23 protein-coding genes are annotated in these 26,276 nt (G+C 42.8%); 21 read left to right on the top strand and 2 right to left on the bottom strand.

The features are described 5' to 3' along the window. Positions 1–49 precede the first annotated feature (49 nt). From ABT996_RS05130 to ABT996_RS05155, 6 genes are all read left to right on the top strand, one after another. Entirely contained in the window at positions 50–1,687 is a 1,638-nt protein-coding gene (locus ABT996_RS05130; protein WP_035446839.1) for a peptide ABC transporter substrate-binding protein, read from the top strand. A 120-nt stretch (positions 1,688–1,807) separates the two neighbouring features. Continuing rightward, entirely contained in the window at positions 1,808–2,737 is a 930-nt protein-coding gene (opp3b, locus tag ABT996_RS05135; RefSeq protein ID WP_010690316.1) for an oligopeptide ABC transporter permease, read from the top strand. Between the two features lie 5 nt (positions 2,738–2,742). After that, positions 2,743–3,768, top strand: coding sequence for an ABC transporter permease (locus ABT996_RS05140; protein ID WP_010690317.1), 1,026 nt, complete (start codon positions 2,743–2,745; stop codon positions 3,766–3,768). Between the two features lie 8 nt (positions 3,769–3,776). Further along, the gene (locus ABT996_RS05145; protein ID WP_010690318.1) at positions 3,777–4,865 is read left to right on the top strand and encodes an ABC transporter ATP-binding protein; all 1,089 of its coding nucleotides are present in this window, start codon (positions 3,777–3,779) and stop codon (positions 4,863–4,865) included. Positions 4,866–4,882: 17 nt separating this feature from the next. Beyond that, entirely contained in the window at positions 4,883–5,836 is a 954-nt protein-coding gene (locus tag ABT996_RS05150; RefSeq protein ID WP_035446842.1) for an ABC transporter ATP-binding protein, read from the top strand. Positions 5,837–6,100: 264 nt separating this feature from the next. Beyond that, positions 6,101–6,358, top strand: coding sequence for a DUF5976 family putative bacteriocin (locus ABT996_RS05155; protein WP_035446844.1), 258 nt, complete (start codon positions 6,101–6,103; stop codon positions 6,356–6,358). A gap of 40 nt (positions 6,359–6,398) precedes the next feature. Here ABT996_RS05155 and ABT996_RS05160 read toward each other — a convergent pair whose 3' ends face one another. After that, on the bottom strand, positions 6,399–7,712 hold the full coding sequence (locus ABT996_RS05160) for an NCS2 family permease (protein WP_035446845.1): 1,314 nt from the start codon (positions 7,710–7,712) through the stop codon (positions 6,399–6,401). Positions 7,713–7,869: 157 nt separating this feature from the next. Here ABT996_RS05160 and ABT996_RS05165 point away from each other — a divergent pair, with 157 nt between their 5' ends. The 10 genes from ABT996_RS05165 to ABT996_RS05210 all read left to right on the top strand — a co-directional run bounded on the left by ABT996_RS05165 (position 7,870) and on the right by ABT996_RS05210 (position 20,620). Beyond that, positions 7,870–9,177 carry a PTS transporter subunit EIIC gene (locus ABT996_RS05165; RefSeq protein ID WP_035446847.1) on the top strand — a complete coding sequence of 436 codons (1,308 nt, stop codon included), beginning with the start codon at positions 7,870–7,872 and terminating at the stop codon, positions 9,175–9,177. Then, complete coding sequence (locus tag ABT996_RS05170) at positions 9,164–10,024, top strand: alpha/beta hydrolase (RefSeq protein ID WP_035446850.1); 861 nt, start codon at positions 9,164–9,166, stop codon at positions 10,022–10,024. Before ABT996_RS05165 ends, ABT996_RS05170 begins: the two co-directional genes overlap by 14 nt. A 50-nt stretch (positions 10,025–10,074) precedes the next feature. Then, complete coding sequence (gene proB / locus ABT996_RS05175; RefSeq protein ID WP_010690328.1) at positions 10,075–10,884, top strand: glutamate 5-kinase; 810 nt, start codon at positions 10,075–10,077, stop codon at positions 10,882–10,884. Then, positions 10,884–12,128 carry a glutamate-5-semialdehyde dehydrogenase gene (locus tag ABT996_RS05180; RefSeq protein ID WP_035446852.1) on the top strand — a complete coding sequence of 415 codons (1,245 nt, stop codon included), beginning with the start codon at positions 10,884–10,886 and terminating at the stop codon, positions 12,126–12,128. Before proB ends, ABT996_RS05180 begins: the two co-directional genes overlap by 1 nt. Positions 12,129–12,390: 262 nt before the next feature. Further along, the gene (locus tag ABT996_RS05185; protein ID WP_035446854.1) at positions 12,391–13,146 is read left to right on the top strand and encodes an NADPH-dependent oxidoreductase; all 756 of its coding nucleotides are present in this window, start codon (positions 12,391–12,393) and stop codon (positions 13,144–13,146) included. A gap of 135 nt (positions 13,147–13,281) precedes the next feature. After that, positions 13,282–13,998 (top strand): hypothetical protein, encoded by a 717-nt coding sequence (locus tag ABT996_RS05190; RefSeq protein ID WP_010690335.1) that lies wholly within the window; start codon positions 13,282–13,284, stop codon positions 13,996–13,998. Between the two features lie 92 nt (positions 13,999–14,090). Continuing rightward, entirely contained in the window at positions 14,091–14,780 is a 690-nt protein-coding gene (gene croR, locus ABT996_RS05195; RefSeq protein WP_010690337.1) for a response regulator transcription factor CroR, read from the top strand. A 21-nt stretch (positions 14,781–14,801) separates the two neighbouring features. Further along, positions 14,802–15,950, top strand: coding sequence for a sensor histidine kinase (locus tag ABT996_RS05200; RefSeq protein ID WP_035446856.1), 1,149 nt, complete (start codon positions 14,802–14,804; stop codon positions 15,948–15,950). Between the two features lie 148 nt (positions 15,951–16,098). Then, the gene (locus ABT996_RS05205; protein ID WP_035446858.1) at positions 16,099–17,436 is read left to right on the top strand and encodes a serine hydrolase; all 1,338 of its coding nucleotides are present in this window, start codon (positions 16,099–16,101) and stop codon (positions 17,434–17,436) included. Between the two features lie 250 nt (positions 17,437–17,686). After that, the gene (locus tag ABT996_RS05210) at positions 17,687–20,620 is read left to right on the top strand and encodes a YhgE/Pip domain-containing protein (RefSeq protein ID WP_035446860.1); all 2,934 of its coding nucleotides are present in this window, start codon (positions 17,687–17,689) and stop codon (positions 20,618–20,620) included. A 200-nt stretch (positions 20,621–20,820) separates the two neighbouring features. Here ABT996_RS05210 and ABT996_RS05215 read toward each other — a convergent pair whose 3' ends face one another. After that, positions 20,821–21,651 carry a DegV family protein gene (locus ABT996_RS05215; RefSeq protein WP_035446862.1) on the bottom strand — a complete coding sequence of 277 codons (831 nt, stop codon included), beginning with the start codon at positions 21,649–21,651 and terminating at the stop codon, positions 20,821–20,823. A 158-nt stretch (positions 21,652–21,809) separates the two neighbouring features. Here ABT996_RS05215 and ABT996_RS05220 point away from each other — a divergent pair, with 158 nt between their 5' ends. The 5 genes from ABT996_RS05220 (at position 21,810) to ABT996_RS05240 (ending at position 26,210) form a co-directional block, all read left to right on the top strand. Next, entirely contained in the window at positions 21,810–22,313 is a 504-nt protein-coding gene (locus ABT996_RS05220) for a DUF1836 domain-containing protein (RefSeq protein ID WP_010690344.1), read from the top strand. Positions 22,314–22,323: 10 nt separating this feature from the next. Next, positions 22,324–23,223 (top strand): ABC transporter ATP-binding protein, encoded by a 900-nt coding sequence (locus ABT996_RS05225; protein ID WP_035446864.1) that lies wholly within the window; start codon positions 22,324–22,326, stop codon positions 23,221–23,223. Next, positions 23,213–24,472, top strand: a complete 1,260-nt coding sequence (locus ABT996_RS05230) for an ABC transporter permease (protein WP_035446866.1) — start codon at positions 23,213–23,215, stop codon at positions 24,470–24,472. The genes ABT996_RS05225 and ABT996_RS05230 overlap by 11 nt, the downstream gene beginning before the upstream one ends. Positions 24,473–24,547: 75 nt before the next feature. Beyond that, on the top strand, positions 24,548–24,796 hold the full coding sequence (locus ABT996_RS05235) for a hypothetical protein (RefSeq protein WP_005919090.1): 249 nt from the start codon (positions 24,548–24,550) through the stop codon (positions 24,794–24,796). A 25-nt stretch (positions 24,797–24,821) separates the two neighbouring features. After that, positions 24,822–26,210 carry a TrkH family potassium uptake protein gene (locus ABT996_RS05240; RefSeq protein WP_005919094.1) on the top strand — a complete coding sequence of 463 codons (1,389 nt, stop codon included), beginning with the start codon at positions 24,822–24,824 and terminating at the stop codon, positions 26,208–26,210. The last annotated feature ends 66 nt before the right edge of the window (positions 26,211–26,276 follow it).

The following is a 26,276-nucleotide window of genomic DNA, read 5'->3' on the forward strand; positions in this document are numbered from 1 at the left end:
TAGGATGTAATTTAGAGTCATTAAGTAATTATTAAGGAGTTGTGAATCTATGAAATTAGCTAAATTAGCCAAAGCGGGCGCTGTTGTGGCGTTGTCAGCTGTTTTTCTCGCTGCTTGTGGCAAGAGCTCAGATAATAGTGCCAGCGACAAGCAAGTGCTCAACTGGAGCGAAAGTGCAGAGTTGCCATCGATGGATCTTTCCAAAGCAACAGACACTGTTAGTTTTAACCAATTGAATAATTCGATGGAGGGTCTTTATCGCTTAGGTAAGAACTCTAAGATCGAACCAGGGATCGCAACGAAGACAGAGGTCTCTGATGATGGTTTGACCTATACTTTTACTTTGCGTAAGAACGCTAAGTGGTCTAACGGTGATCCTGTAACTGCCAAAGATTTCGTTTATTCTTGGCAACGCACAATCGACCCTAAGACTGGTTCACAATATGCTTACCTCTTTGACGGTGTAGCTAATGCACAGGACATTATGGATGGTAAAAAGCAACCTAGTGAATTAGGGATCAAAGCTGACGGCGACCATAAATTAGTCGTAACACTTGATAAGCAAGTACCATACTTCAAGTTATTGATGGGCTTCCCAGTATTCTTCCCACAAAATCAAAAAGTGGTCGAAGAATACGGCGACAAGTACGGGACAGCTTCCAAGTACATGGTCTACAATGGTCCATTTGTCTTGAAAGATTGGACAGGGACAAACCTTAGCTGGACTTTAGCTAAGAACAAGAACTATTGGGATAAGAGCAAAGTTAAGTTAGACGAGATCAACTATAAAGTTAATAAGTCTACAACAACAGCTTACAACTTATACCAATCTGGTAAAGTGGATGCAACTGTTTTAGGGGCTGAACAAGCACGTCAGCTCAAGGGCCAAACTGGTTATACAGACCGTAAGGAAGCTTCCGTATTCTACTTACAACTTAACGAACAAAAAGCTGAATTTGCTAACACTAAGATCCGTCAAGCTATCTCTAAAGCGATCGATCGTGAACAATACGTTAAACAAGTTTTAGCGGGTGCTTCTACACCAGCTAAGGGATTTGTCTCCAGTGACTTAGCTGAACGTAATGGTAAAGATTTCGTTGACGCAGCTTATGTAAAATCAGCGGTTGAGTATAATGAAAAAGACGCTAAGAAGCTCTTTGAAGAAGGTCTCAAAGAAGTTGGCCAAGATAAGATCGAATTTTCTATCTTAGGTGATGATACTGATACATCTAAGAAGGCAACGGAATTCTTACAAAGTGAGATCACTGAAACATTTGGCTCAGATAAGGTCAAAGTTACTGTTTCTAACGTACCATTCAAGACACGTTTAGCACGGACAGAACAAAAGAACTTTGACGTCGTTGTTTCCGGTTGGGGTGCTGACTTTGCTGACCCTATCTCCTTCTTAGACTTGATGACTTCTGATAACTCCCAAAATGCTGGTGGTTGGAAGAATGAAGAATACGATCGCTTGATCGAAGCTTCTAAGACAACTGATGCTAATGATCCAGCTAAGCGTTGGGATGATTTAGTGCAAGCTGAAAAGATCTTGATGGACGATCAAGGTGTTATTCCGCTTTACCAAAGTACAAAACCATGGATGGTAAAACCTTCCGTGAAAAATGTTATCTTTAACTCTGCTGGTGTAAACTACAACTTTAAGGAAGCTTACATCTCAGGTAACTAGTTTTTAGTTGACGGTAGATAAGATCAGACTTAAAATGATTTAAAATATCAAACAACGCAGGACTAACTATCCTGCGTTGTTTGGCAAAAAAGACATCTCAGAAACGAGAGGATATACGATATGAAGAAATACCTGTTAAAAAGGGTTTTCTATATGGCGTTGACGCTATTTTTAGTGGCAACTATCACCTTCTTTTTGATGAAGCTCATGCCCGGGACGCCATATTCAAACCAAGAAAAAATGTCACCCGAACAGATTGCGATCATGAACCAACAATATGGTTTGGATAAACCGATCTGGATGCAATATTTACTCTATATTGGAGGGATGTTACATGGTGACATGGGAACATCATTCCAATTTAGTAATCAACCAGTTTCCTATTTGATCTCAAGCCGGATCGGGGCTTCAGCTCAATTGGGGATCCAAGCGATGATCTTTGGGGTCTTCTTTGGGATCATCTTTGGTTCGATTGCTGCGATCAACCGCAACACTTGGATCGATACTGGTGTTACGATCCTATCGATCATCGGTAAATCAGTACCAAACTTCGTGTTAGCTGTTTTACTTCAATACTATATCGCTTTGAAACTTGGCTGGTTCCCGATCGCTGATTGGGGTGGCTTTGCCTATACAGTCTTACCAACGATCGCGCTCGGTGTAGGGCCACTGGCTGAAACATCTAGGTTTATGCGAACTGGGATGGTCGATGTGCTAAATTCTGATTATATCGAGCTTGCCAAGGCTAAAGGGTTGAGCAAGTTCCAGATCGTTTACCATCACGCTTTGCGCAACAGTTTGATCCCATTAGTAACTTTGATCGGGCCATATACGGTTGCGTTGATGACAGGTTCGATGGTCATCGAAAATATCTTCTCGATCCCTGGTATCGGGGAACAGTTCGTTAAATCGATCATGACTAACGACTACCCAACGATCATGGGTGTTACGATGCTATTTTCTGCGGGACTTGTAGCGGTTATCCTATTGACGGATATCATCTACGGTATCATTGATCCGCGGATCAGACTTGCTGGAAACGAGGGCTAAGCTTTATGGAAGAAAAAATGAAATTACGACCAGAAGATTTTCAAGCTTTAGAAGTAAAAGAAGAGCTTGATGCTGAAAAAATTGCTGCGCCTTCCTTGACGTTTACCCAAGATGCATGGCGCCGTTTGAAGAAGAATAAAGGGGCGGTCATTTCGCTCTTTATCATTTTATTTATGATCGTTGTAGCGTTTGGTTCGACACCATTTGTTAACCGCGATACTTTGGTCAAATCACAACCACAATATGCTAACTTACCAGCTAAGATCCCTGGTGTAAATATCAATGGGTTCAATGGTAAGGCTAAAGTTGGCGATGTTTGGGTCGATAAATATGCGCAAGCTGGCGTATCCAAAGACAAATACTTTGTTATGGGTACTGACTACTTAGGGCGCTCCTTGGCGCAACGGATCGTTTATGGGACCAAGATCTCCTTGATCGTTGCTTTAGTTGCTACCTTCTTTGACTTGACGATCGGGGTCACGTACGGGATCGTATCGGGTTGGAAGGGTGGCAGGACGGATAACGTGATGCAGCGGATCATCGAAGTTATCTCCTCCATCCCAAGTTTAGTTATCGTTGTTTTGATGTTGGTGGTCTTCAAACCAGGTATCGGATCGATCATTTTGGCGATCGCGATCTCTAGTTGGACGACGATGGCGCGGATGATCCGGGCCGAGACGCTCCAGTTAAAGAGTCAAGAATATGTTTTGGCGGCGCGGACTTTAGGGCAATCCCCAACTAAGATCGCTTGGAAACACTTGGTGCCAAACTTATCAAGTATCATCATCATCCAAACGATGTACACGATCCCAACTGCGATCTTCTTTGAAGCTTTCTTGAGCTTTATCGGGATCGGGATCTCAGCCCCAGAAACTTCCCTTGGGGTATTGTTGAATGAAGGGCAAAAGAATTTCCAATTCTTACCATATCAAATGTGGTATCCAGCGATCGTCTTGTGTGTGTTGATGATCTCATTTAACTTGTTAGGTGATGGTCTCCGCGATGCATTTGATCCAAAAACTAGAAGGTAGGTTGTAGTATGGCTGAACGAATTTTAGATGTTAAAAACCTTAAAATCAATTTCCATACCTATGCGGGTGATGTTAAAGCCATTCGCGATGTGAGTTTTCATTTGAATAAAGGTGAAACGTTAGCCATCGTAGGTGAATCCGGTTCAGGTAAATCGGTCACAACTAAGAGTATTATGGGCTTATTAGCAAGTAATGCTGAAGTAGTTGGTGGTTCGATCATGTTCCAAGGACAAGATCTCTTGAAGAAATCTGAAAAAGAGATGCAAAAGATCCGTGGCAAAGATATCGCAATGATCTTCCAAGATCCGATGACTTCGCTTGATCCAACGATGAAGATCGGACGCCAAATTGCGGAACCTTTGATGGTCCATAAGAATATGGATAAGAAAAAAGCAATGGCGCAAGCATTAGAGATCTTGAAATTAGTTGGGATCACCAATGCTGAAAAACGCTTCAATAACTATCCTCACCAATTCTCAGGTGGGCAACGCCAACGGATCGTGATTGCAATCGCTTTGGTATGTTATCCAGAGATCTTGATCGCTGACGAACCAACGACCGCTTTGGACGTAACGATCCAAGCTCAGATCTTGAACTTGATGAAAGAATTGCAAGCTAAGATCGAGACTTCGATCATCTTTATCACGCACGACTTAGGTGTGGTTGCTGGGATGGCTGACCGGGTCGCCGTAATGTATGCGGGGCAGATCGTTGAATATGGAACGGTAGACGAGATCTTCTACAATCCAAAACATCCATATACTTGGGGCTTGTTGAACTCGATGCCGACTCTTTCAAGTACCAAACTTGAAGCGATCCCAGGGACACCACCAGATCTCTTAGATCCGCCAAAAGGTGATCCATTTGCAGCTCGGAATCCATATGCGATGAAGATCGATGCGCAAAAGAAACCACCATTCTTTAAGGTGTCAGATACGCATTATGCAGCTACTTGGCTTTTGCATCCAGATGCACCCCAGATCGAGCCGCCAGCAGAGATCATGCGTCGGGCTGAGATCTGGCGTGAGATCCAGGAACAAGAAGAAGTTGCAAAAAATCGGCGTGCAGAAGCGATGAAGCATGCGGATGCTGAATAGACCAGGAGGAATTTAACATGCCAGAAAAACGCAAAAAATTGCTTGAAGTCAAGCACTTAAAACAATACTTCGGCGTGGGTAAGCCTAGCATGGTCAAAGCCGTTGATGATGTTAGTTTCCACATTTTTGAAGGGGAAACATTTGGCTTAGTTGGTGAATCAGGTTCCGGTAAGACCACGACTGGTCGAAGTGTGATCCATTTGTATGAACCAACAGACGGTCAGATCCTCTTTGACGGTAAAGATGTCAGCAAGTTGACCTCACGTAAAGATCACCTTGAATTTTGCCGTGAAATGCAAATGATCTTCCAAGATCCATATGCTTCTTTGAATCCCCGGATGACGGTCGAAGATATCATCGCCGAAGGGATCGATATCCATGGCCTCGCTAAAAATAAAGAAGAGCGCCGGGCTAAAGTCGAAGAGCTCTTAGAAACAGTTGGGTTGAACAAAGATCACGCCAGTCGTTATCCCCACGAATTCTCAGGTGGGCAACGCCAACGGATCGGTATCGCACGTGCTTTAGCGGTCGAACCGCGTTTTATCATCGCTGACGAACCGATCTCAGCGTTGGACGTTTCGATCCAAGCACAGGTCGTCAACTTATTGAAGGAATTGCAAGAAGAAAAGGGTCTGACCTATCTCTTCATCGCGCATGACCTTTCCATGGTGAAGTACATTTCAGATCGGATCGGTGTTATGCACTATGGTCGTTTGTTGGAAGTGGGCCCAGCAGATGATGTTTATAACAAGCCATTGCATGATTACACAGCTAGTTTGATCTCAGCTGTGCCTGAACCAGATCCAGAGTTTGAACGCAATCGTAAGCAAAAAGAATACGATGCTTCGATCGAAGACGATAAGCAAGGTAAGCCACGCAAGTTACATGAGATCACACCGGGACATTATGTTCGTTGTTCTGAAGATGAGATCGCAATGTATCAAGCTAAAGCTGCCAGCTACGAAAAATAAAAGTCTTAGCGTGTAAGACAGTGCGGTCATTCCCGCGTAAATAAGGAGGCTCCTCCCATGATCTTGTATCGTGGAAGGAGCCTTTTTATTTATTGGACGTTGGATCGGCGAACACGTTTGGGCATATTTTTTGTGCTGTAAAGAAATATTTCATACTTAAGCGCTCAGATAGCCCGAATAGGAATGGAAAAGTGCGATATTTGACAAAATCAGTTAATTCTTTCGTGACATAATACAATAGAGATATGAAAGAAGGCGAAGCCAATGAGGCGCTTATGGAAATGGTGGCTGGCCGGGGGGATCAAAGAAAATAAACGCTACGTCATCTTCCTTCTTTCAGAAGCGCTGGCAATTCCATTTGGCCTTTGGTTTTGGGGAGATCGTGAGACTAGTTTTTTACAATTCTTAACAACGCCTAAAATGATCATCTTTCTGATCATTTGTTTGGTAGGCGGTGGCCCGTTGCTTTACATTTTAGACAGTGTTTTTAGGGTCAATAAAAAGACGAATGCTGATCGATAGTTAACAAAATGGACGCTCGTTTTAAGAGTGTCCATTTTGTTTATTTTTCGATATTTAAGACCCAGAAGAAGATCACAAAGACAAAGAATAAAACATACATCAAAGCAGGTACTTCTTTACCTTTACGCGCTGCGATCATCGTGATCGGATAAGCGATGAAGCCAAGGGCTAATCCGTCTGAAATACTGTAAGTCAGTGGCATTCCAGCTACGGTCAAGAAGGCTGGGATCGCGATCTCAAGTTTAGTCCAAGTTATGCGAGCCATACTTTGTGCCATCAAAACACCGACGATGATCAAAGCAGGAGCGGTAACTTGTGAAGTTGCCACTGTCAAAAGCGGTGAAAAGAATAGGCCTAAGATAAAGCAGATCCCAGTCGTGACCGCGGTCAAACCGGAACGGCCCCCAACTGCGATCCCGGCGGAAGATTCAACATAAGCGCCCACTGGAGAAGTTCCAAAAAGCGAACCAAAGAGCATGGCAGTTGAATCTGACATCAAAGCTTTCCCAACGCGGGGCATCTTGTTATTTTGTAAGAAGCCAGCTTGTTGAGCTAAGGCGATCAAAGTTCCAGCTGTATCAAAGAAGGTGACCAATAAAAAAGTGATCACTACGACCCACATTTGCAGTGTATTGATATCTTTTAAGTGCGATAATGCAACTAAGAAAGTTTGATCCATGCTTGGTGCCGGTGCGACAAAAGCATGGGGCATTTGAATATTACCTGTTGCGATGCCAAAGATCGCTGAAAGGACCATCCCGATAAAGATAGCCCCTGGAACTCGCATGACCATTAGGATCGAAACGACGATCAAGCCAAAGACTGTGACCCAAGTCGAGCCAGAAAAGCTTCCTAAGCCAACGAGTGTAGATTTGTTAGCGACGATCAAGCCACCACCCTGGAGTCCGATAAAGGCGATAAATAAGCCGATACCAGCTGAGATCGCTGCTTTTAGATCAGCTGGGATCGCATCGATGATCAATTCACGTAATTTAAAAACGGTGATCAGTAAAAAGATGATCGAAGCTACGAAGACCCCAGCTAAAGTTGTTTGCCATGGAATGTTCATCCCGATACAAACTGAATAAGCAAAAAAGGCGTTGATCCCAAGACTTGGAGCAGTAGCGATCGGATATTTGGCTAACAGCCCCATCAATAAACAACCGATCGCACTAGCTAGAGCAGTTGCGGTAAAGACCGCGCCTTTGTCCATGCCAGAAGCGCCTAAGATCTCAGGATTGACAAATAAAATATATGCCATTGAGATGAAGGTCGTAAAACCAGCGAGGATCTCACGCTTGACGTTGGTTTTAAGACCAGTCAGATCAAAAAAGTTATCTAATGCAGTTTTCACTGAAAAATACCTCACAATATAAATTGATTTAAAGCAACGTTATCTAATATACCGTAATTGCTAAAAAATGCAAGATTTCTTTTGCGTGCTACATATGTTAAAGCAGCATAAATTAGGCTATACTAGAACAAAGAATGAACTTTTGGGGGAAAGAGCGATGGAACAAAGAATTATTGCTTTAGGTCTAAGAATTCGCAAATGGTCTTTTTTTAGAATAATTCAGCGCACATTTGCAGTATTATTTCCATTTATTCTATTGGGAAGTTTTGCACAAGTGATCGAATTTTCGTTACTACATCCCGATGGCTATCTCGGAAATTTGATCCAGATCAGCAAGTGGTTACCACATTATCGCGCTGCCAACCAGTTATTTGGCAGTATCTATATGCTGACTGCGGGGGTGATCGCTTTGTTAGCGGCGGGCGTTTCGGCTAAATACACCGCCCAGTTTTTTAAACGTGATGAACAATTGGCCGGTTTGACCGGTTTGTTGGTCTTTTTAGCGATCTGTTATCAACGCACAACGGGCAATAACGGCCAATTTAATTTCCGCCTCGATCTCTTGGGATTTCCCGGGTTAATTTTAGGTCTAGCCGTGGGTTATTGTGTGGGCTGGGTCTTTAAATATTTGAGTGGTCCGACTATTAAAGGGACTGAGCATGGACAAGAACTTTTGAGTCGCTCTTTTAAAGGGTTGTTGCCGTTGACATTTACCTTATTGTTTGCGGTAGTCTGCAATATTTTACTAGGCTTATTATTCAAGTATCAGATCTTTGAGGGAGTCGGAAGTTGGCTACAAGGCCAAGCAACTAAGCAAAGCGGTTTTTGGCCCGTCATGTTCTTTGCTAGTATCACGTTATTACTTGCGTGGCTAGGACTAAGTGGGCCATATACGGGAAATACCTTTGATAGTGATCAAAGTGCGTTGAAGAATTTGAGTTATGCTTTGAGCCATAATGATCTAGCTAAAGTTCCTGAAAAATTCAATGCCAACACCTTGTATTTTAGTTATGGCGCCATAGGGGGAACGGGGGCGACTTTAGGCTTGGTCTTAGCGATCTTTTTAGTAGCGAAGCGCCAAAATACGCGTAAACTAGCGAATTGGACCGTTATTCCAAGCATGTTCAATACGAATGTCGCCTTTATGATCGGCTTACCGGTATTGTTCAATCCGTTTTATTTACTGCCATTTTTGGTGATCCCGTTATTTAATATGGTGATCGGGGGCTTGGCTCTCTTATGTGGCTTAGTCCCCCCAGCGGTTTATCCGGTTTTGACGACGACACCAGGTGTTTTATACGCTTTTATCGGGACAAATGGTTCTTGGGGCGTGTTGATCTTTACTTTTGGTTTGTTATTATGCGATATCTTGTTATATATACCCTTTGTCAGATTTGCAGAGAAGATCGCTGGGGCTTTAGATAATGATTGCAAGAGAGCAGGTGAGTTAAATGAAGATCAATAAGCGTGGCATGGGGATAACATTACTGGTGTTGTTGATCCTTTTTAGTCTAGCGCTCCCATCATTTATTTGGACGCGGCAAAATGTTAAAGATCTGGCTCGGTGGCATAATTCACGCCTGTCACCAGTGATCATGATCCCCGGAAGTTCGGCTACCGAAAATCGTTTTGACGCCCTGATCAAAAAGATCAACAGTCGGAGCCAAAAAAAGCACAGTTTGTTAAAAGTCAAAGTCTACAACGATGGCACGGTCAAGTATTCGGGCAAGATCAACGCTAAAGATAATGAGCCGTTTATCGTGGTCGGTTTTGAGAACAACAAAGATGGTTACAGCAATATCTTAAAGCAGGCCAAAATGTTTGATAAAGCTTTCAAGCAGTTAAGTGAACAGTACGAATTCAATAACTTCAAAGCATTTGGGCATTCCAATGGTGGCCTGATCTATACGGCCTTTTTAGAAAATTACCTACCTAAATATGATATTCAAGCAAAAGTCTTGATGACGGTCGGAACGCCGTATAACTTCTCGGAAACGTCATTACAACGAAAGACGCAAATGTTGGCTGATTTTATCAAAAATCGCAAGAAACTCCCGACTGACCTTTCAGTCTATACTGTTGCTGGGACTGAGACCTATGACTCTGATGGCTTAGTTCCCGAGCGCAGTGTTGAAGCGGGAAAATACATCTACCAGGGGATCGTGAAGCACTTTACGCAGATCACGGTGACGGGAAAAGATGCCCAGCATTCTGACTTGCCACAAAATGATCAGATCATTGAATTGCTTGATCGCTATGTCTTAGAGCCAGATCAAAATCAAAAGACTAAGAAACTCAAAGAAAACAGTTAGCATAAAATATAGTATAATTAAATCAAGAATTTTATTTTGGAGGAAAAAACATGGCAAAAAAACGCCAGCTTGATGCAAAAAGGATCGTAGTTAAAGTGGGGACAAGCACCTTGATTCACCCCAACGGTAAAGTGAATTTCCATGCCATTGACCAATTGTGTTATGTCTTGACCGGTCTTGTCAATGACGGTAAACAAGTCGTTCTAGTCTCTTCTGGGGCGATCGGTGTTGGGATGGGACAAGTGGGCTTGCACGAACGACCCGAATCGATCCCAGCTCAACAGGCGTTAGCAGCGATCGGACAAAGTGGCTTGATGTCAGTGTATCAACAACGTTTCTCACTTTACGGTCAACGGATCGGACAGATCTTGTTAACGCATGACGTTTTAGAATACCCTTTGAGTCGCCAAAATGCTTTGAATACGTTCAATAGCTTATTGGAATGGGGTGTGATCCCGATCGTCAATGAAAATGATACGGTCGCTGTCGATGAGATGGATCATCATACTAAGTTTGGTGATAACGACCAACTTTCAGCGATCGTGTCTTCGATCGTGGATGCCGATCTTTTGGTGATGTTATCCGATATCGATGGTTTCTTTGATAAGAATCCGCGAAAGTACAGTGATGCTAAACTATTTGAGCGGATCACAAAGATCGATGAGACAGCTTTAGAAGCAGCCGGTGGCAAAGGTTCTAAATTTGGAACTGGCGGGATGATGACCAAGTTGAAAGCAGCTCAAAGAATGCTTGAAAATGACAAGATGATGATCTTAGCTAACGGGCAAGACCCAGCGATCATTTTTGATCTCGTTAAAGGTGAACCTTTAGGGACGCTATTTGTAAAGGAGGAAAAATAATGGCACTTGATTTGGAAAAAATGGGAATTGCTGCAAGAGAAGCGGCATTTAAATTAGCACAGCTGAGCACTGAACAAAAAAATGAGATCTTAAAAGCGATGGCGCAAGCTTTAGTAGATAATACAGCTGCGATCATTGCAGCTAACCAAGTCGATCTAGAAAAAGCAACTGAGATGAAATCCAGTTTTGTTGATCGTTTGACTTTAGATGAAGCACGGATCAAAGATATTGCTGAAGGTTTAAGGCAGGTCGCGGCTTTGCCAGATCCAATCGGAAATGTCGATAAAGGTTGGATCAATCAAGATGGCCTTCAGATCGTCCAACGTCGAGTACCTTTAGGAGTCGTGGGGATGATCTATGAGGCTCGTCCAAATGTGACAGTCGATGCGGCAGGGTTGTGTTTTAAATCAGGTAATGCGGTGATCTTACGTGGTGGTAAGGAAGCTTTAGCAACAAACATCAAATTGGCTGAGGTCTTACAACAAGTCTTAGTTGAAAATGGTATCGCTAAAGAAGCGATCCAGATCATCACAGAAACATCGCACCAAGTAGCAGAAAAATTCATGCAACTGAATGGCTATTTAGATGTTTTGATCCCACGTGGTTCCGCGCGTTTGATCCAAACCGTCATTCAAAAAGCAACTGTGCCCGTGATCGAAACGGGAGCGGGAAATTGTCATGTTTATGTAGATAGTCAAGCAGACTTAGCAATGGCCGAAAAGATCGTAGTCAACGCTAAGTGCCAACGTCCATCTGTCTGCAATGCGGCCGAGACTTTGGTCGTTCATGCAGATGTGGCCGAAGAGTTCTTGCCTCAAGTCGCAAAAGCATTGGCTAAGTATAATGTCGAGTTACGTGGAGATGCCCGGACTTGTGAGATCTTAGGGGATGCAGCCGTTCCAGCAACTGAACGCGACTGGGATACAGAGTATAATGACTATATTTTAGCAGTAAAAGTCGTTGATACTTTAACAGAGGCGATCGTGCATATCAACACGCACAATACGAAGCATTCTGAAGCGATCGTGACGGATAGCTATGCAAATGGGCAACGGTTCGTAAATGAAGTTGATGCTTCCAGTGTTTATATCAATGCTTCGACGCGTTTTACGGATGGTTTTGTCTTTGGTTTTGGAGCCGAGATCGGTATTTCGACGCAAAAATTACATGCGCGTGGACCGATGGGCTTAGAAGCTTTGACTACGACCAAGTACGTGATCAGCGGACAGGGACAAATAAGATAGAGTGTGAGCCAATGCGCTCAGCGCCGTATGAATAACAAGGGCTTTGCCATGATGTGTTTTCTTGCAGCTTGGTGAAGCCCTTGTTATTCACTAGGCGTTACATTGGCGAACACGTTTCCACTATATAGCTCGGGAGTATATGGTAAATCGTCGCTATTTCGTGTTCTCATCTTATATGTACCTGTTTCGGATGTGAATTTGTATTTCTCTCCCAAAAGTGGTATAGTACCTTTTAATTACTTAAAGTAAGCAGGTGAAGTGGATGGAAATTACTAATGAAACGTTAAAGACGCAATTGAACCATCGAAGTATCCGAGTTTTTGAAAAAGAACCGCTCGCTAAAGAACAACTTACTGCGATCTATGAAGCGGCAAGGCATACCTCGACTAGCCAATTTCTGCAACAGTTCAGTATTTTGCGGATCACAGATGAAGTAAAGCGCAAGGCGATAAGTGAGATCGCCAAACAAGACTATGTCGGAGGCAATGGCGAGCTATTGATCTTTTTAGCTGATCTAAATCGCAATGCTAAGATTAGACAGCACTTGGGAAAAGATATCGCTCGTCTACAGACTGCCGATCTCTTTTTTCAAGCAGTCAATGATACGGTTTTAGCCGTTCAAAATGCGCTGTTAGCGGCTGAAAGCATGGGCTTAGGGGGAGTCGTCTTAGGGAGCATCAATAATGAACCTAAAAAATTGGTCGAGGTGCTAGAGTTGCCTAAATTGACATATCCGGTATTAGGGCTCCAACTAGGTCATCCGGCTCAAAGTCCTCAATTAAAGCCGCGTTTGCCCCTAGAATTTACAGTCTTTGATGATAAATATCCCGCTGATTTTCCCTTGGCTGAGTTTGAAGACTACGATAAATCAGTCCACCAATACTATGATCTGCGTGATACTAACCGTCGCGTGGATGAATTTACCACCCAGATCGGTTCAAATAAATTGGCAACCCAGAAGAGCTCGCGAGATGAGATAATGGCTGCGATCCAGGCTCAAGGATTGTGCCTGGACTAAAAAGGTAAGTGATTTAGATTTGATTTAAGAATAATTTTGTTATAATAGGCTTAGGAAGTGTGAGCCAAGTAAAGACTCGATGACCCGCGCGTCATTTGGGTCTTTTTTTAGCTTATTGGATAAGGAAGTTGTTTGATGGAATGGCATGAGTATTTAGCTAGGTTACGATATTATGACCGGATGTGTGGTAATTTGACCACCGTCCACCAAAAGATCACCCAAGTCCAAGCCGTAGTTACAGCCTATAGTAGACATGAAATCCCACAAGTAGTGCCGAAGCTGAGTTTTTCAACCCACTATCTTGAATTACATATGACTAAACACCCAGAGTTGTTTGAATTGGTCAGTTGTTTAAATGAGTTGCGCCAAGTACTGATCGAAAATTTTGGGATCTGGCACGTTTTTTCGCAGGCATGGTTGGCGGCTTTCAAACAGCGATTAAAACCCGGGAAAACACTAGTGGTGATGTGTGGCAATGCTGTTTTAGCGGCTAATCTACCTAATGTGATCGCGGTCGATGACTTTGATTGGCAAGCGCAAGATAATACGCGCCCGCACCCGTGGTGTGATGTCAAACAGTGTGATGCCTTGGTAGCGGTCCAAACCTATTATCAGCAGGTAGATAACATTATTTTAGAGTGGGCACCGGAGCAAACGACTTGTGATCGTGCTATTTTGGACTTTTTGCGTGCTCATCATTGGTCCGGTGATCTTATCGTGATCGGTGAAGCTAAGGGGGCGACGAATTCACCACAATTTTGGCAAACCGCTAAGTTGGATCGTCCACCCGAAGTGAATACTTTACATCGGCCGTTTGACTTTATTCATGACCAAGTATTTTGGGTAAAATAGTCGTAATTTTTACGAATTTCTTTAAGTATATTTAGCAAAGTATTTGGTAAAATAAAAATATAATTAAGTTTTCTTTAGGGGGACCAGACATTATGAAGATTTTAATTGTCGATGACGATAAAGATATCGTTGAATTATTAAGTATATATGTTAAAAATGAGGGCTATGATGTCGAAAAAGCCTACAATGGTAAAGAAGCGATCACGAAGATCAATACTAACCCAGATATCGATCTGATGATCTTAGATGTGATGATGCCCCAATTAGATGGAATGGCAGTTGTGCGAGCTGTGCGAAAAGATAGCCAGATCCCGATCTTGATGTTATCGGCTAAAACAGACGATCTTGATAAGATCCAATGCCTAGTTCAAGGTGCCGATGATTATGTGACCAAACCATTCAACCCTTTGGAAGTTATGGCACGTGTCAAATCATTATTGCGCCGTTCACAACATGAAGTAAAAAATAACGAGCCTGATCAGATCGAAGTGGGTTCTTTGATCATCAAAAAAGATTCCCATGAAGTCGAAACGGTCAACGGTAAGGAGATCTCATTGACAGCCTTAGAATTTGGGATCTTATATCTCTTGGCTAGTCATCCTAACCGTGTCTTTTCAGCAGATGAGATCTTTGAACGTGTTTGGCAACAGGAGTCCGTTGTTTCAGCTAAAACAGTTATGGTCCATGTGAGCCACTTGCGCGATAAGATCGAAGAAGCTACTGGTGGCGAAAAAGTTATCCAAACGGTTTGGGGCGTAGGTTATAAGATAGAATCACGTTAGGTAAGCTGATGAGGTGAGCAGATGAAATTTTCACTGACAGCCCGGGAAAAAAGTGAGCTCTTCGGTGAAGGGATAGTAACGGTCATCTTGTTATTGTTGCTCAACATGTCGATCTTTATGATCGTTAACCAGGAGATCTCGAATAACCCGGGTTTACAAAATGGGATCTTCCAGATCAAGATGTCGCTATTTTTAGGGCCGACTGATCTCCAGATCTGGAGTTGGGGGGGCTTATTCACCTTGATGATCATTGCGGATTGTGGTATCGTCTATTGGCGTTTGATGCGGCGCTACCGGCAGATGCAGTTGCGTCATGTTATCGCTGAGTTGCACTATATTGCTTCGGGACATTTTGATCATCGGATACCATTCAAGCTAAGTGGTCAGATGCAAAGAGTCGTTGAAAGTGTCAATTCATTAGTTGATAGTACGATCAATGCTATGGAAGAAGAGCGCCTGATCGAACGTTCAAAAGCTGAGTTAGTGACCAATGTCAGTCACGACATCAGGACACCACTGACATCGATCATTGGCTATCTCGGCCTGATCGAAAATAAACAATACAATAATGATGAAGAATTATTGCAATATACCCATACAGCTTTTTTGAAAGCCAATCAGATGAAATCCTTAGTCGATGACCTGTTTGAATATATTAAGGTCAGACAAGAAGGTGTAACGTTGAACATCGTACAGTTAGATATCGGTGCGATGTTAGAACAGGTGGCTGCTAGTTACGAACTGGAGGCCAACAAAAAAGGGATGGCGATCCATGTCGATGTTCCAGCTGAACCATTGGTGATCGAAGCTGATGGTGAAAAATTAGCCCGGGTCTTCAACAATCTAGTGTCTAATGCTTTGAAATATGGAGCCGGTGGTAAGAATATCTATCTTAAAGCGATGCCGGTGAGTGAAAAAGAGCTCAAAGTAACGATCGCTAATGATGGTGAACCGATCCCGCAAAAATCATTAGAACAGGTCTTTGATCGGTTCTATCGGGCTGAAAGTTCGCGGTCACGTGAGACCGGGGGCTCAGGGCTGGGTTTGGCGATCGCGCAAGGTATCGTCGAAAGACACCATGGCTACATTTATGTAACTTCGGATGCCGAATTGACAGAGTTTATCATGCATTTTCCGATTAAGCATGCTGACAGTTTAGTGCGTCAGTAACAAGATAATATATTGGACCAGTTTTGAGGTGTTTTGGGCTTCAAAGCTGGTTTAGTATTGTCAGCTGAAAAAGACGTGTTTCTTATTGATTAGTTTTGATATTTTGGGTATTCTTATAGATGAGATTAAGTGAGAGGAACTTAGAAAGATGACATTTTTAAAATCTTTACAAAAAGTAGTCACAGCTCTAGCAGCGGCTGTGATCGTATTTTCCGTGATTAGTTTTAGCGGACTCGGAGTGGCAACTGCCAAAGCTGATACAGCCTTGCCAGCTGATACCGACAGTTCATTACAAATCGACGCTAAAGCAGCGATCGCGGTCGATACTAATACAGGACAAATTTTATATGCCAAAAACGCTGACCAAGCTTTACCAGTGGCGTCCATGTCAAAATTGATGACCGCCTACATGGTATTGCAAGCGATCCATAATGGCAAACTCAAGTGGAATCAAAAAGTGACTCCCGGCAAGGCTGCGCAAGAAGTCAGCCAAGATACTACGCTTTCCAATGTTCCATTAAAGGAAGGTCATAGCTATACCGTGCGGGAATTATACCAAGCTACTTTGATCTATTCAGCTAATGGAGCTGCGATGGCTTTAGCTGACGCAGTTGGCGGGACGCAAAAGAACTTTATCGATCTAGCGCGTAAAGAAGCCAAGAAGATGGGCTTAAAAGATGTTGAACTTTACACGGCTAATGGTTTAGCTAACGGTGAAGTCAAGGATGGCAAATATCCTGGGGCTGCCGATGATGCGGAAAACAAATTCTCCGCTAAAGATATGGCGATCTTGAGCCAACGTTTGATCAAGGACTATCCTGAAGTGTTGAAGACAACTAAGATCACTCGGATGAAATTCAACAACGGGACTGATCAAACTGAAATGGAAAACTGGAACTGGATGTTACCTGGTTTAGCTAAGGCTTATAGTGAACTACCAGTTGACGGTTTGAAAACAGGGACATCTGATTCAGCTGGTGCATGTTTTGCTGCGACAGTCAATAAAGACGGGCATCGTTTGATCACGATCGTCTTAGGAGCTAAACATGATAGCCAAGAGGACCTTTCACGTTTTGAAGAAACACAAAAATTAATGTCATATTGCTACAACAACTATACCTATACTTCTTTGGCTAAAGGGACGACCTTTAAAAAGACCAATGCTTTGCCGGTTTACCATGGTAAAGACCTAGATGTTAAAGTTTCTTTGGCATCTAAGACCGATGTTTGGTTGAAGAGTGGCGTTTCTAAGGACCAATTAAGTGCAAAAGCTGTTGGCAACAAGAAATTATACAAAAAAGATGGTCTACAAGCTCCTTTGAAGAAGGGCCAAAAGGTTGGTACTTTACAGATCAAAGCTAAAGATCAACCAATGTACTTCTTGGATGGAACAGACTACTTGAGTGCTGATGCGCAAACAACTACTGAAGTTAAGAAGGCTAATATCTTTGTGATCGGCTGGCGTGCGATCACGAGCTTATTCTAAACTAGCGCCTATCCCAACGACTACTGCGGTCAAGTGATCGTAGTAGTCGTTTTTTTCGTACATTTTGAGATATGTGTCGCACTTTTGGAAAAATTTTTTAGACATTTTAGGGCTCTTTACCTTATATAATGCGAATGATTGCGTTTGCATCTTAAAATGTAGCTAAATTGTTATAGTTTGTCTTTCGTGGACATTCAGTGTATATTATTAGACAGCAATAAAATATTTTAGGTTAAGGAGTGAAATTATCTTGAAGACGATCAAGGCTGAATTTGAACATATCAAGAGTCAAAAGATGCTTTTAGCTGCAATTTTGGCTATTATGTTTATCCCATTCTTATACTCTGTGTTCTTCTTGAAATCTGTCTGGAATCCATACGGCGATGCTAAGTATTTGCCCGTAGCCGTAGTTAATGAAGACAGAGCGGTAAATTTCCGTGGTAAGAAACTCGATGTGGGTGATCAGTTAGTCAAGAATTTAAAGAAAAATGATGGTTTAGACTGGCATTTTGTTTCTAAAAAAGATGCTGAATATGGTCTTAGCCACAAAGAATACTATATGGTAATTACGATCCCTAAGGACTTCTCCAAGAATGCAACAACTGTTTTGGATAAGGATCCTAAGAAGATGGAATTGCAATATACGACCAATGACTCCCTCAACTATATCGGTAAAGTTATCAGTGAAGAAGGGGCTAAACAAGTTAACGCTCAGGTCAAAGAAACTGTTTCAACGTCATATGCAGATACAGTCTTTGGGGTGATCAAGCAAGTCGGTAAAGGCTTTAACACGGCAGCTAAGGGTTCAAAACAACTTAGCGATGGTTCAAAGACTTTATCCGATGGGATCAATACCTACACAGCTGGTGTTTCTCAAGTAAATGACGGTGTGATCAAGTTACAAACAGGTGTGGTACCTTTGGGCCAAGGTGTTTTGAAGCTAGCTGATGGTTCAAATACGTTAGCTAACGGAATCAACACTTACACAGCTGGTGTTGACCAAGTAAACAACGGTGTTTTCCAATTGCAAAATGGTACCGGCGCTTTAGCTAGCGGTGTGGGCCAATTGGCTACTGGATCTAATACGTTGGCAAATGGTTTGGGCACATATACAAATGGTGTCGGTCAAGTCAATAATGGTGTCTTACAATTACAAAATGGTACTGGCGCTTTAGCTAACGGTGTAGGGCAATTAGCTACTGGTTCAACTACCTTGAATAATGGGTTGAACACTTATACTGCTGGGGTAGCTCAATTGAATGATGGTTTAACCCAGTTGCATAATAATTCAAAACTTCTTAGAGAAGGTGCTGGCAATCTAGCGGCTGGTAATAAAACATTAGCTGATACAATTAACAAACAAACTGATGTTATTATCAATCAATTGAACTCTAACGATACTAAGCAAGCGATCGAAGGTTTGAAGCAATTAAAACAACATGCGCCTGCGATCCAAAAACAATTGCAAGAATTGCAAAATACAATGAACGGTTTACCTACTCTATTAGGTGGGATCAATTCAAGTGCTGATAAGTTCAGTCAAGATCTGACAACGAATTTAGGCAGTGCAGGGAACAATATTTCTGGCTCAGCTAAAGAAGTTGGTGAAGTACTTGCAGCTAATAAATACAAGTTATCTGCTGAAGATCAACAAAAATTAGCTGATGCGATTGCTAAGAACCAAGCAGCTGGTCAAAACATTCAAGCTGCTGGTGCTGCAGCTCAAACATTTAAAGATCAATTGACACAAGCACAAAATAGCTTGGCACCGATCTTGCAAAATGCGCAACAAATGCAAGATTACATCAAACAAGTAAATGTATTACTGGATAAATTGAATACAGTGGATACTTCTAAATTGTCTAATCTTCAAGGATTAACGACTGATTTAGAAAAATTAAGAACAGGCGCTAACGAATTATCCGAGGGTTCTAATACATTGAGCACCAAAGTTACTGAGTACACATTAGGTGTCGATAAAGCCTATGCTGGTGCACAAACGTTGACTTCTAAGAATGGAGAACTAACATCAGGCGCAAACCAATTGGCTGGTGGTTTAGGCCAATTGAATGGTCAAGTACCAACATTGACAGGTGGTATCAACCAGCTTGCTGCTGGTACAGGTCAACTTGTAGCTAACTCAGGTGCTTTAACATCAGGTGCAAACCAATTAGCCGGTGGTTTAGGCCAATTGAACGCACAAGTACCAACATTGACAGGTGGTATCAACCAACTTGCTGCTGGTACGAGCCAACTTGCTGCCAACTCGGCTGCTTTACGCAGTGGTGCAAGTCAATTAGCCGGTGGTTTAGGCCAAATGAATGCTCAAGTTCCTACTTTGACATCAGGTGTGAACCAATTAGCTAATGGTACCCAACAATTGAACGCTAACTCACCTAAGTTAGCTGATGGTGCTACGCAATTAGAACAAGGTAATAGTAAGTTAGCTAAAGCCTTAGCAGAAGGTTCAGAACAAGTAAACGATAATACGAAGAACTTGTCCTCTAAGACTTCAAACATGTTTGCTTCTCCAACCGAACTCAAGCATAAGAGTTACAGTTACGTACCAAACTATGGTTATGCTTTAGCTCCATACATGTTATCAGTTGCATTGTATGTTGGTGCTTTGGTCTTCAACTTAGTTTACCCAGTACGTCGCTTATCCGATCCAGATGCTAGTGCAACTGAATGGTGGTTGAGCAAGATCTCAGTTGGTGCTCTTGTTGCTACTGGGACTTCAGTAGTTGAAGTTCTCTTGATGATGGCAGCTGGCTTACATCCAGATCATTTAGGGGCAACCTTGATCAATGCTTGGTTCTTTGCCCTTGCAAGTACTTTTATCGTGATGTTCTTAGCCGTCGCATTTGGCAATATCGGACGTTTCCTAGGGATCATCTTCTTGGTCATCCAGCTCGGTTCTTGTGGTGGGTCCTTCCCAATTCAAGTTACCCGTGCAATGGGCGGATTCTTCCAAATGGTAAATCCATTCTTGCCAATGACTTACTCAGTTTACGGTTTCCGTGAATCCTTGACATCAGGTCTAGGTGCAAATCAAGTTTGGATCTCTGTTGGAGTTCAATTGATCTACATCATTGTCGCAGTTGCTTTGCTTTGGGTAGCAATGAATGCTGAACGTAGTAAAGTTACTTACGTTGATGTTGAAAATCAAAACTTAAACGACTAGAGTGTGAGACAATGCGGTCAGCGCCGTATAAATAAGGAGGGGGTCACTATGATGCGTATTTTGCATCATAGTGACCCCCTCCTTATTTACTAGGCGTTGCATTGTCGAACACGTTTCGGCTATATAGCCCAGATGCGTATTGTGCATCATGGCGGTTCTCTTATTACCTACTAGGAGTTATGCTGCCGAACATGTTTGTATTATTGTTTTTCAAAGCCGACCATCAAGCCCCCGACTTCAGCGTAGTAGCTGCAAACACCACGTGTTGTAGTGACCGTTACCTCGCAAGCGGGATAAGTTTCCTTGATCTTTTGGGAAAGCGATTCAGCGCCAGTTTCATTGAAACAATGGGCAATGCAGGCTTTTTTACCGTTAAAACCTTGCGCTTGCATTTCTTTTAACAGTAGATTGATGGCTTTGATTTGCCCTCGAGCCTTACCGACAGGGGTGAGTTTTCCCTCGGTGTCAGTCCCGACGATGCGGAGTTTGAGCATATTGGAGATCTTAGCGGCTGCAGCACTGATCCGGCCGTTGTTGACTAAATTGGTCAGTGATTCAAGCGAGAACAAAAGCCCTGTATGTTGTTGATAAGTTGTTAATTTGCTTTCGATCTCGCTAAATGGTGCTTCAGCTGCGAATAATTTAGCGGCGTATTCGACTAAAAGTTGCATCCGTGGTCCTGCTGATTGTGAATCTAAAATAAGGACTTGGGCATTAGGGTGCTCTTCTAAATATTGTTCGCGGGCCTGCACAGCCGCAGAATAGCTACCCGATAACGCACCGGTGATCGTGACGGCCACGATGATATCTGCTTCACTAAAAGCTGTTAGCCACTGATCGATATTAGGGCAAGCAGTACTACTTTTGGTGGATAATTCGCGCAATTCATCGGTCATCACTAAGACATCTAGGGCGGCATCATCGATGTATTCTTTACCGCCAGCCATGATCGTGATCGGGACACTGGTAAAATCAGTGTCTGCTAAAGTTGTTACATTTGAGCCAGAATCGGCAATGATCTTATATTTCATCTCTATTATTCCTTTATAGAAGTTTTTATATACTTTTTCAACGGTTTTTAAAAAACTTATGGTATATTTGAGTATAAACATGTGTTATCGATTTGTCAAAAGATATTGATAGCGCGAACATGAAAGGATAAGCTATAATTTAGGAAAGGACGTAAACAATGAAAAAAATTTTACAACAGGAAAATGTTGCTTATTTTAAACTCCCTACTTTTGAAGAGATACCTGATGTGGGACTCTATTTGGAGCAGACAGCTACATTTATCAACAAGTATTTAGAACCACTTTTGGGTAGTGAATTGACCCCATCGATGATCAGCAATTATGTTAAGAAAAAATTGATCGCTCGCCCGGAAAAAAAGCAATATTCGCGCGAGCAGATCGCCTATCTTTTTTTTATCACTATTTCTAAGACGGTCTTAGCCTTAGATGATCTAAAATTACTTGTCAAAGTCCAACGCGAGACGTATCCGATCCAAACCGCATATACGTATTTTCGGGAAGAGTTGGAACAAACTTTGCTCGCAGTCTTTGAAGAGCGGGCGTTGAGTTTCGAAACAGGGGAGCGTTCCGAGCAAAAGGTCATGTTGTATAACATTATCATTGCAGCTGCACATAAGATCTATCTGGAAAAATATTTTCAGATGGTACGACAAAGAAACTGAGGTAGAATAAATGTTATCGGTGAAACACTTAGCCAAAAACTTTGGCACCCTAAAAGCCGTACAAAATCTATCGTTTGAGATAAAAGACGGTGAGATCTTGGGGCTGGTGGGTCAAAATGGTTCAGGCAAGACGACGACTTTTCGGATGTTGTTGGGCCTGATGCAACCAACAGCGGGAAAAGTTCTCTGGAATTGCGAAAAGATCGGTGAAAAGCAAAAAGATCTGATCGGCTATTTACCCGAAGAACGCGGTCTTTATCCTAAAGAAACGATCGAACAACAGGTCATGTACTTTGGCAAATTACGTGGGAAAGCACCACGTGAGATCAAAGAAAACCTCGACTATTGGATGGATCATTTACAAGTTAAGGGTAAAAAGAATGATAGGATCAAATCTTTATCCAAAGGCAATCAGCAAAAAGTCCAGTTGATCACTACTTTGATCCATGAGCCTAAATTAGTCATTTTAGACGAACCTTTTAGTGGACTAGATCCTGTCAATGCTCAGATCATGCAGGATGCGATCATCGCTTTGCGCAAACAAGGCTCGTGTGTGATCTTTTCAAGTCATAACATGGCCAATGTGGAACAGATCTGTGATCGCTTGGTGATGATCAAAGATGGACGACAAGTTTTGGCGGGCAAAGTCCAAGACATCAAAGATTCGTTTGGTAAGATCAAAGTCTTTTTAGAATCACCCTTGACTACAGCTGAGGTTCAAGCTGTTCCAGGGGTAGTGGCTGTCAAAGAGCGCGGACGAAGGTTAGAGGTAACTCTATCTGACCCTGCAGCTGGGCGTGAATTGTTTGAACTGGCAACAAAGGATGGATATATTCCGACCTTTAGCCAAGAAACGTTGACGTTAGAGGAGATCTTCAAACTAAAGGCGGGTGAAAAAGATGAACTTTGAGAAATTATGGGTGATCGCAAGTGATGTATACCGTAAAACGGTCAAATCACCGAGCTTTTTGATCGGGGTCTTTATGCCATTTATCGTAGTTTTGATCGGCTTTTTGATCGGTGCGATCATGAATAGAGGCCAAGAGACGACTACGATCGGGATCTATTCCGATCAACCAGTGTTAGCCAAGGCTTTAGCGCAACAAAAATTTCCCGATCTAAAGTTAAAACAAGTGGATTCAGTCAAGGAGGCCCAAAAACAGTTGCAAGCTGAAAAGCTAGACCATTATCTCGTCTTGACGCAAAAAGAAGGTAAGTTGACCAGCACTGTCTATGGCGAAAAAGTTCCCGGCAATACCACGATGGCTAATCTTCAACAGGGACTAAATGGCCTCCAGACGTCACTCAAAGCAGGTGAATACAAGTTGACCCCAGATCAAGTTGCTGAATTGATGCAACCAGCTAAGCTTGAAGGTAAAGAGATCTCCTTTACTGATGATGGCAAGGTCAAGACGTCAAAGGATAGCTCAGGAGTCAAATTTGCCTTGAGTTATGCGGCTTGTATCTTCACGTTCTTTTTAGTTTTGACCTATGCGAGTTTGATCGCCCAAGAGATCGCGGGTGAAAAAGGAATGCGCATCATGGAAGTCATCTTATCCAGTACGAACGCTAAGACTCATTTCTACGGAAAATTATTAGGGGTGATCTTGGCTGCGTTGACTCAATTGGTGGCAACGGGGCTCTTGGTCGGAATTGCAGTCTTTATCATGCGTGATAACGATAGCCTAAATGAAATGTTAGATAATTTACATTTCACGGGGCTCGAACCGAGTTTTATCGTCTTGTTGATCCTCTTTATCCTAGCAGGCTCCCTCTTTTATGCGGTCTTGGCTGCTCTGTGTGGTTCTTTGGTCAATCGGGCCGAAGATGCACCTAAAGCGATCATGCCAGTCACCTATCTGATGATGGCGGGTTACATGTTAGGCTTGGTCGTGGCGGCAAATGATCCAAGTAACTTTATCGTGATGATCTGTAGCTATATTCCATTTTTCTCCATGATCTTGATGCCGATCGTATTGGCCAACGGGACAGCTGGGCTCATGGGGGCAAGTATTTCCCTGGTTATTTTAGTCTTGAGCACCTTGGTCTTAGCTGCCTTTTCCGCTAGAATGTATCGAGTAAATGTATTGGTCTACAATCAAAAGGGGATCTGGGCTTCCTTACGCCAATCATTGACGATGCTCAGAAAAGATGTCTGATCGGCACTTCATCTCTTAATTTAAGTCGGATCTGCGTTATAATGGAGATGTATTTAAGTAAGGAAGATGAAAAAGATGGAAAGAAGAAAGCCACGGCGAAATGAAGAGAAGAAGACCGAAATTTCAGCCAAAGGCAAGCCGTTTGTCCCTGGGACCCATGTCGAGTTTGTTTATCATCGCCACCATTATAAGGGGACCATCGAAAAGCAGTTGCGTAATTCGGCGATCATCATCTTTGACCCTGAATTTGAGAATACAGTTACGGCGATCGAGTTGAAACAAAAGATCGTGATCAGTTATTCAAAAATGCAGGTGATCAAATAGATCGCCAAGTTAGGATAGTTTAGGAATGTTTTATAGGTTAAAGAAAAAGATCAGGGCCAAGTATCGTGAAGCGACCCCGATCCAATTGTTAGTTGCATATTATGGCATCGCTACGATCATTACTTTTGGTCTACTGTGTTTACCGTGGATCAAGTTACCTGATGCGCCAAAAACAACGCTGCTAGATAATTTGTTTATGGCGATCTCGACGATCAGTGTGACCGGTCTGTCGACTTTTCCGATCGACCAAGTCTATAACGAGTATGGGGTCATCTTGCTAGAAGTACTGTTCCAAGTTGGGGGCTTTGGGGTCACGATGTTAGCCACAGTCGCGATGGTCTTGACTGGCCGACGCATTGGGTTACATCAACGCCAGCTGATCCAATTTGATATGAACCAACCGCGCTTGAGTGGGATGGTCAAATTAGTGACGTCGGTCTTTGGACTGATGATCATGGTCCAATTAGTCTTTGGATTGTTGTTTTCCCTGTATTTCACGTGGCGTCACGTCTATGATAGTTTTTCCGATGCCCTTTTTCACGGAATGTACATCTCGATCAGTGCGGTCACCAATGCTGGTTTTGATGTTACCGGGGATTCGATCGCCCCGTTTAGACAGGATTATGGTTTCTTATTGATCATTATGGTCTTAGTTATCATCGGAAGTATCGGTTACCCAGTTTTGACTGAGATCGAGGCTTGGTTCTTCTACAAGCTGCGTTACCGTGGACTACGCAAGTTTAGATTTTCCCTGTTCTGTAAATTAGCGGTCTTTTTTGCAGCGATCTTTACAGTTGTAGGAACGATCTTGCTGTATCTATCGGAAAATGGTGGTCTGCATTTGCGGGCTGATAGTCTGCATAATTTTATGTCAGCCATGTTTTACAGTGTCTCCTCGCGTAATGCAGGACTTCAGATCAACAGCATGAATGATTTTAACCACACGACCTTACTTTTACTGGCACTGTTGATGTTCATCGGGGCTAGCCCAAGTTCTGTCGGTGGTGGGGTGCGGACCACGACGATCGGGATCTTTATCCTGTATCTGTATTCATTCATTCGTGGGCGCAACAACATCAATATCTTCAATCGGCGGATCAGTCGCGAAGATATCCAAAAAGCGATCGTGGTCGTGAGTTTATCGACATTGTTGTGTATTTCAGCGGTCTTTATCCTCTCAGCTACAGAGGACGCTCCATTATTGTCATTAGTCTTTGAAGTGGCTTCGGCTTTTGGGACGACCGGGCTATCGCTGGGGATCACGGATAGATTGTCGACTGTCGGCAAGATCGTGATCATGGTCTTGATGTTCGTCGGTCGGATCGGAATGTTGTACACCCTGATGTTCTTTATCAGAAAACGCGACCGTGATCTGAGTTATAAGATGCCAACTGAGAAAATTATTATCGGTTAGTGTGAAAGGCACACCCCAGAATTGATAGGGGGTGCCTTTTTTACATACAAAAAATTAACTCTAAAA

The sequence above is a fragment of the Ligilactobacillus sp. RTP31139st1_D10_RTP31139_211217 genome (genome assembly GCF_040226755.1).
Taxonomy (GTDB): domain Bacteria; phylum Bacillota; class Bacilli; order Lactobacillales; family Lactobacillaceae; genus Ligilactobacillus; species Ligilactobacillus animalis.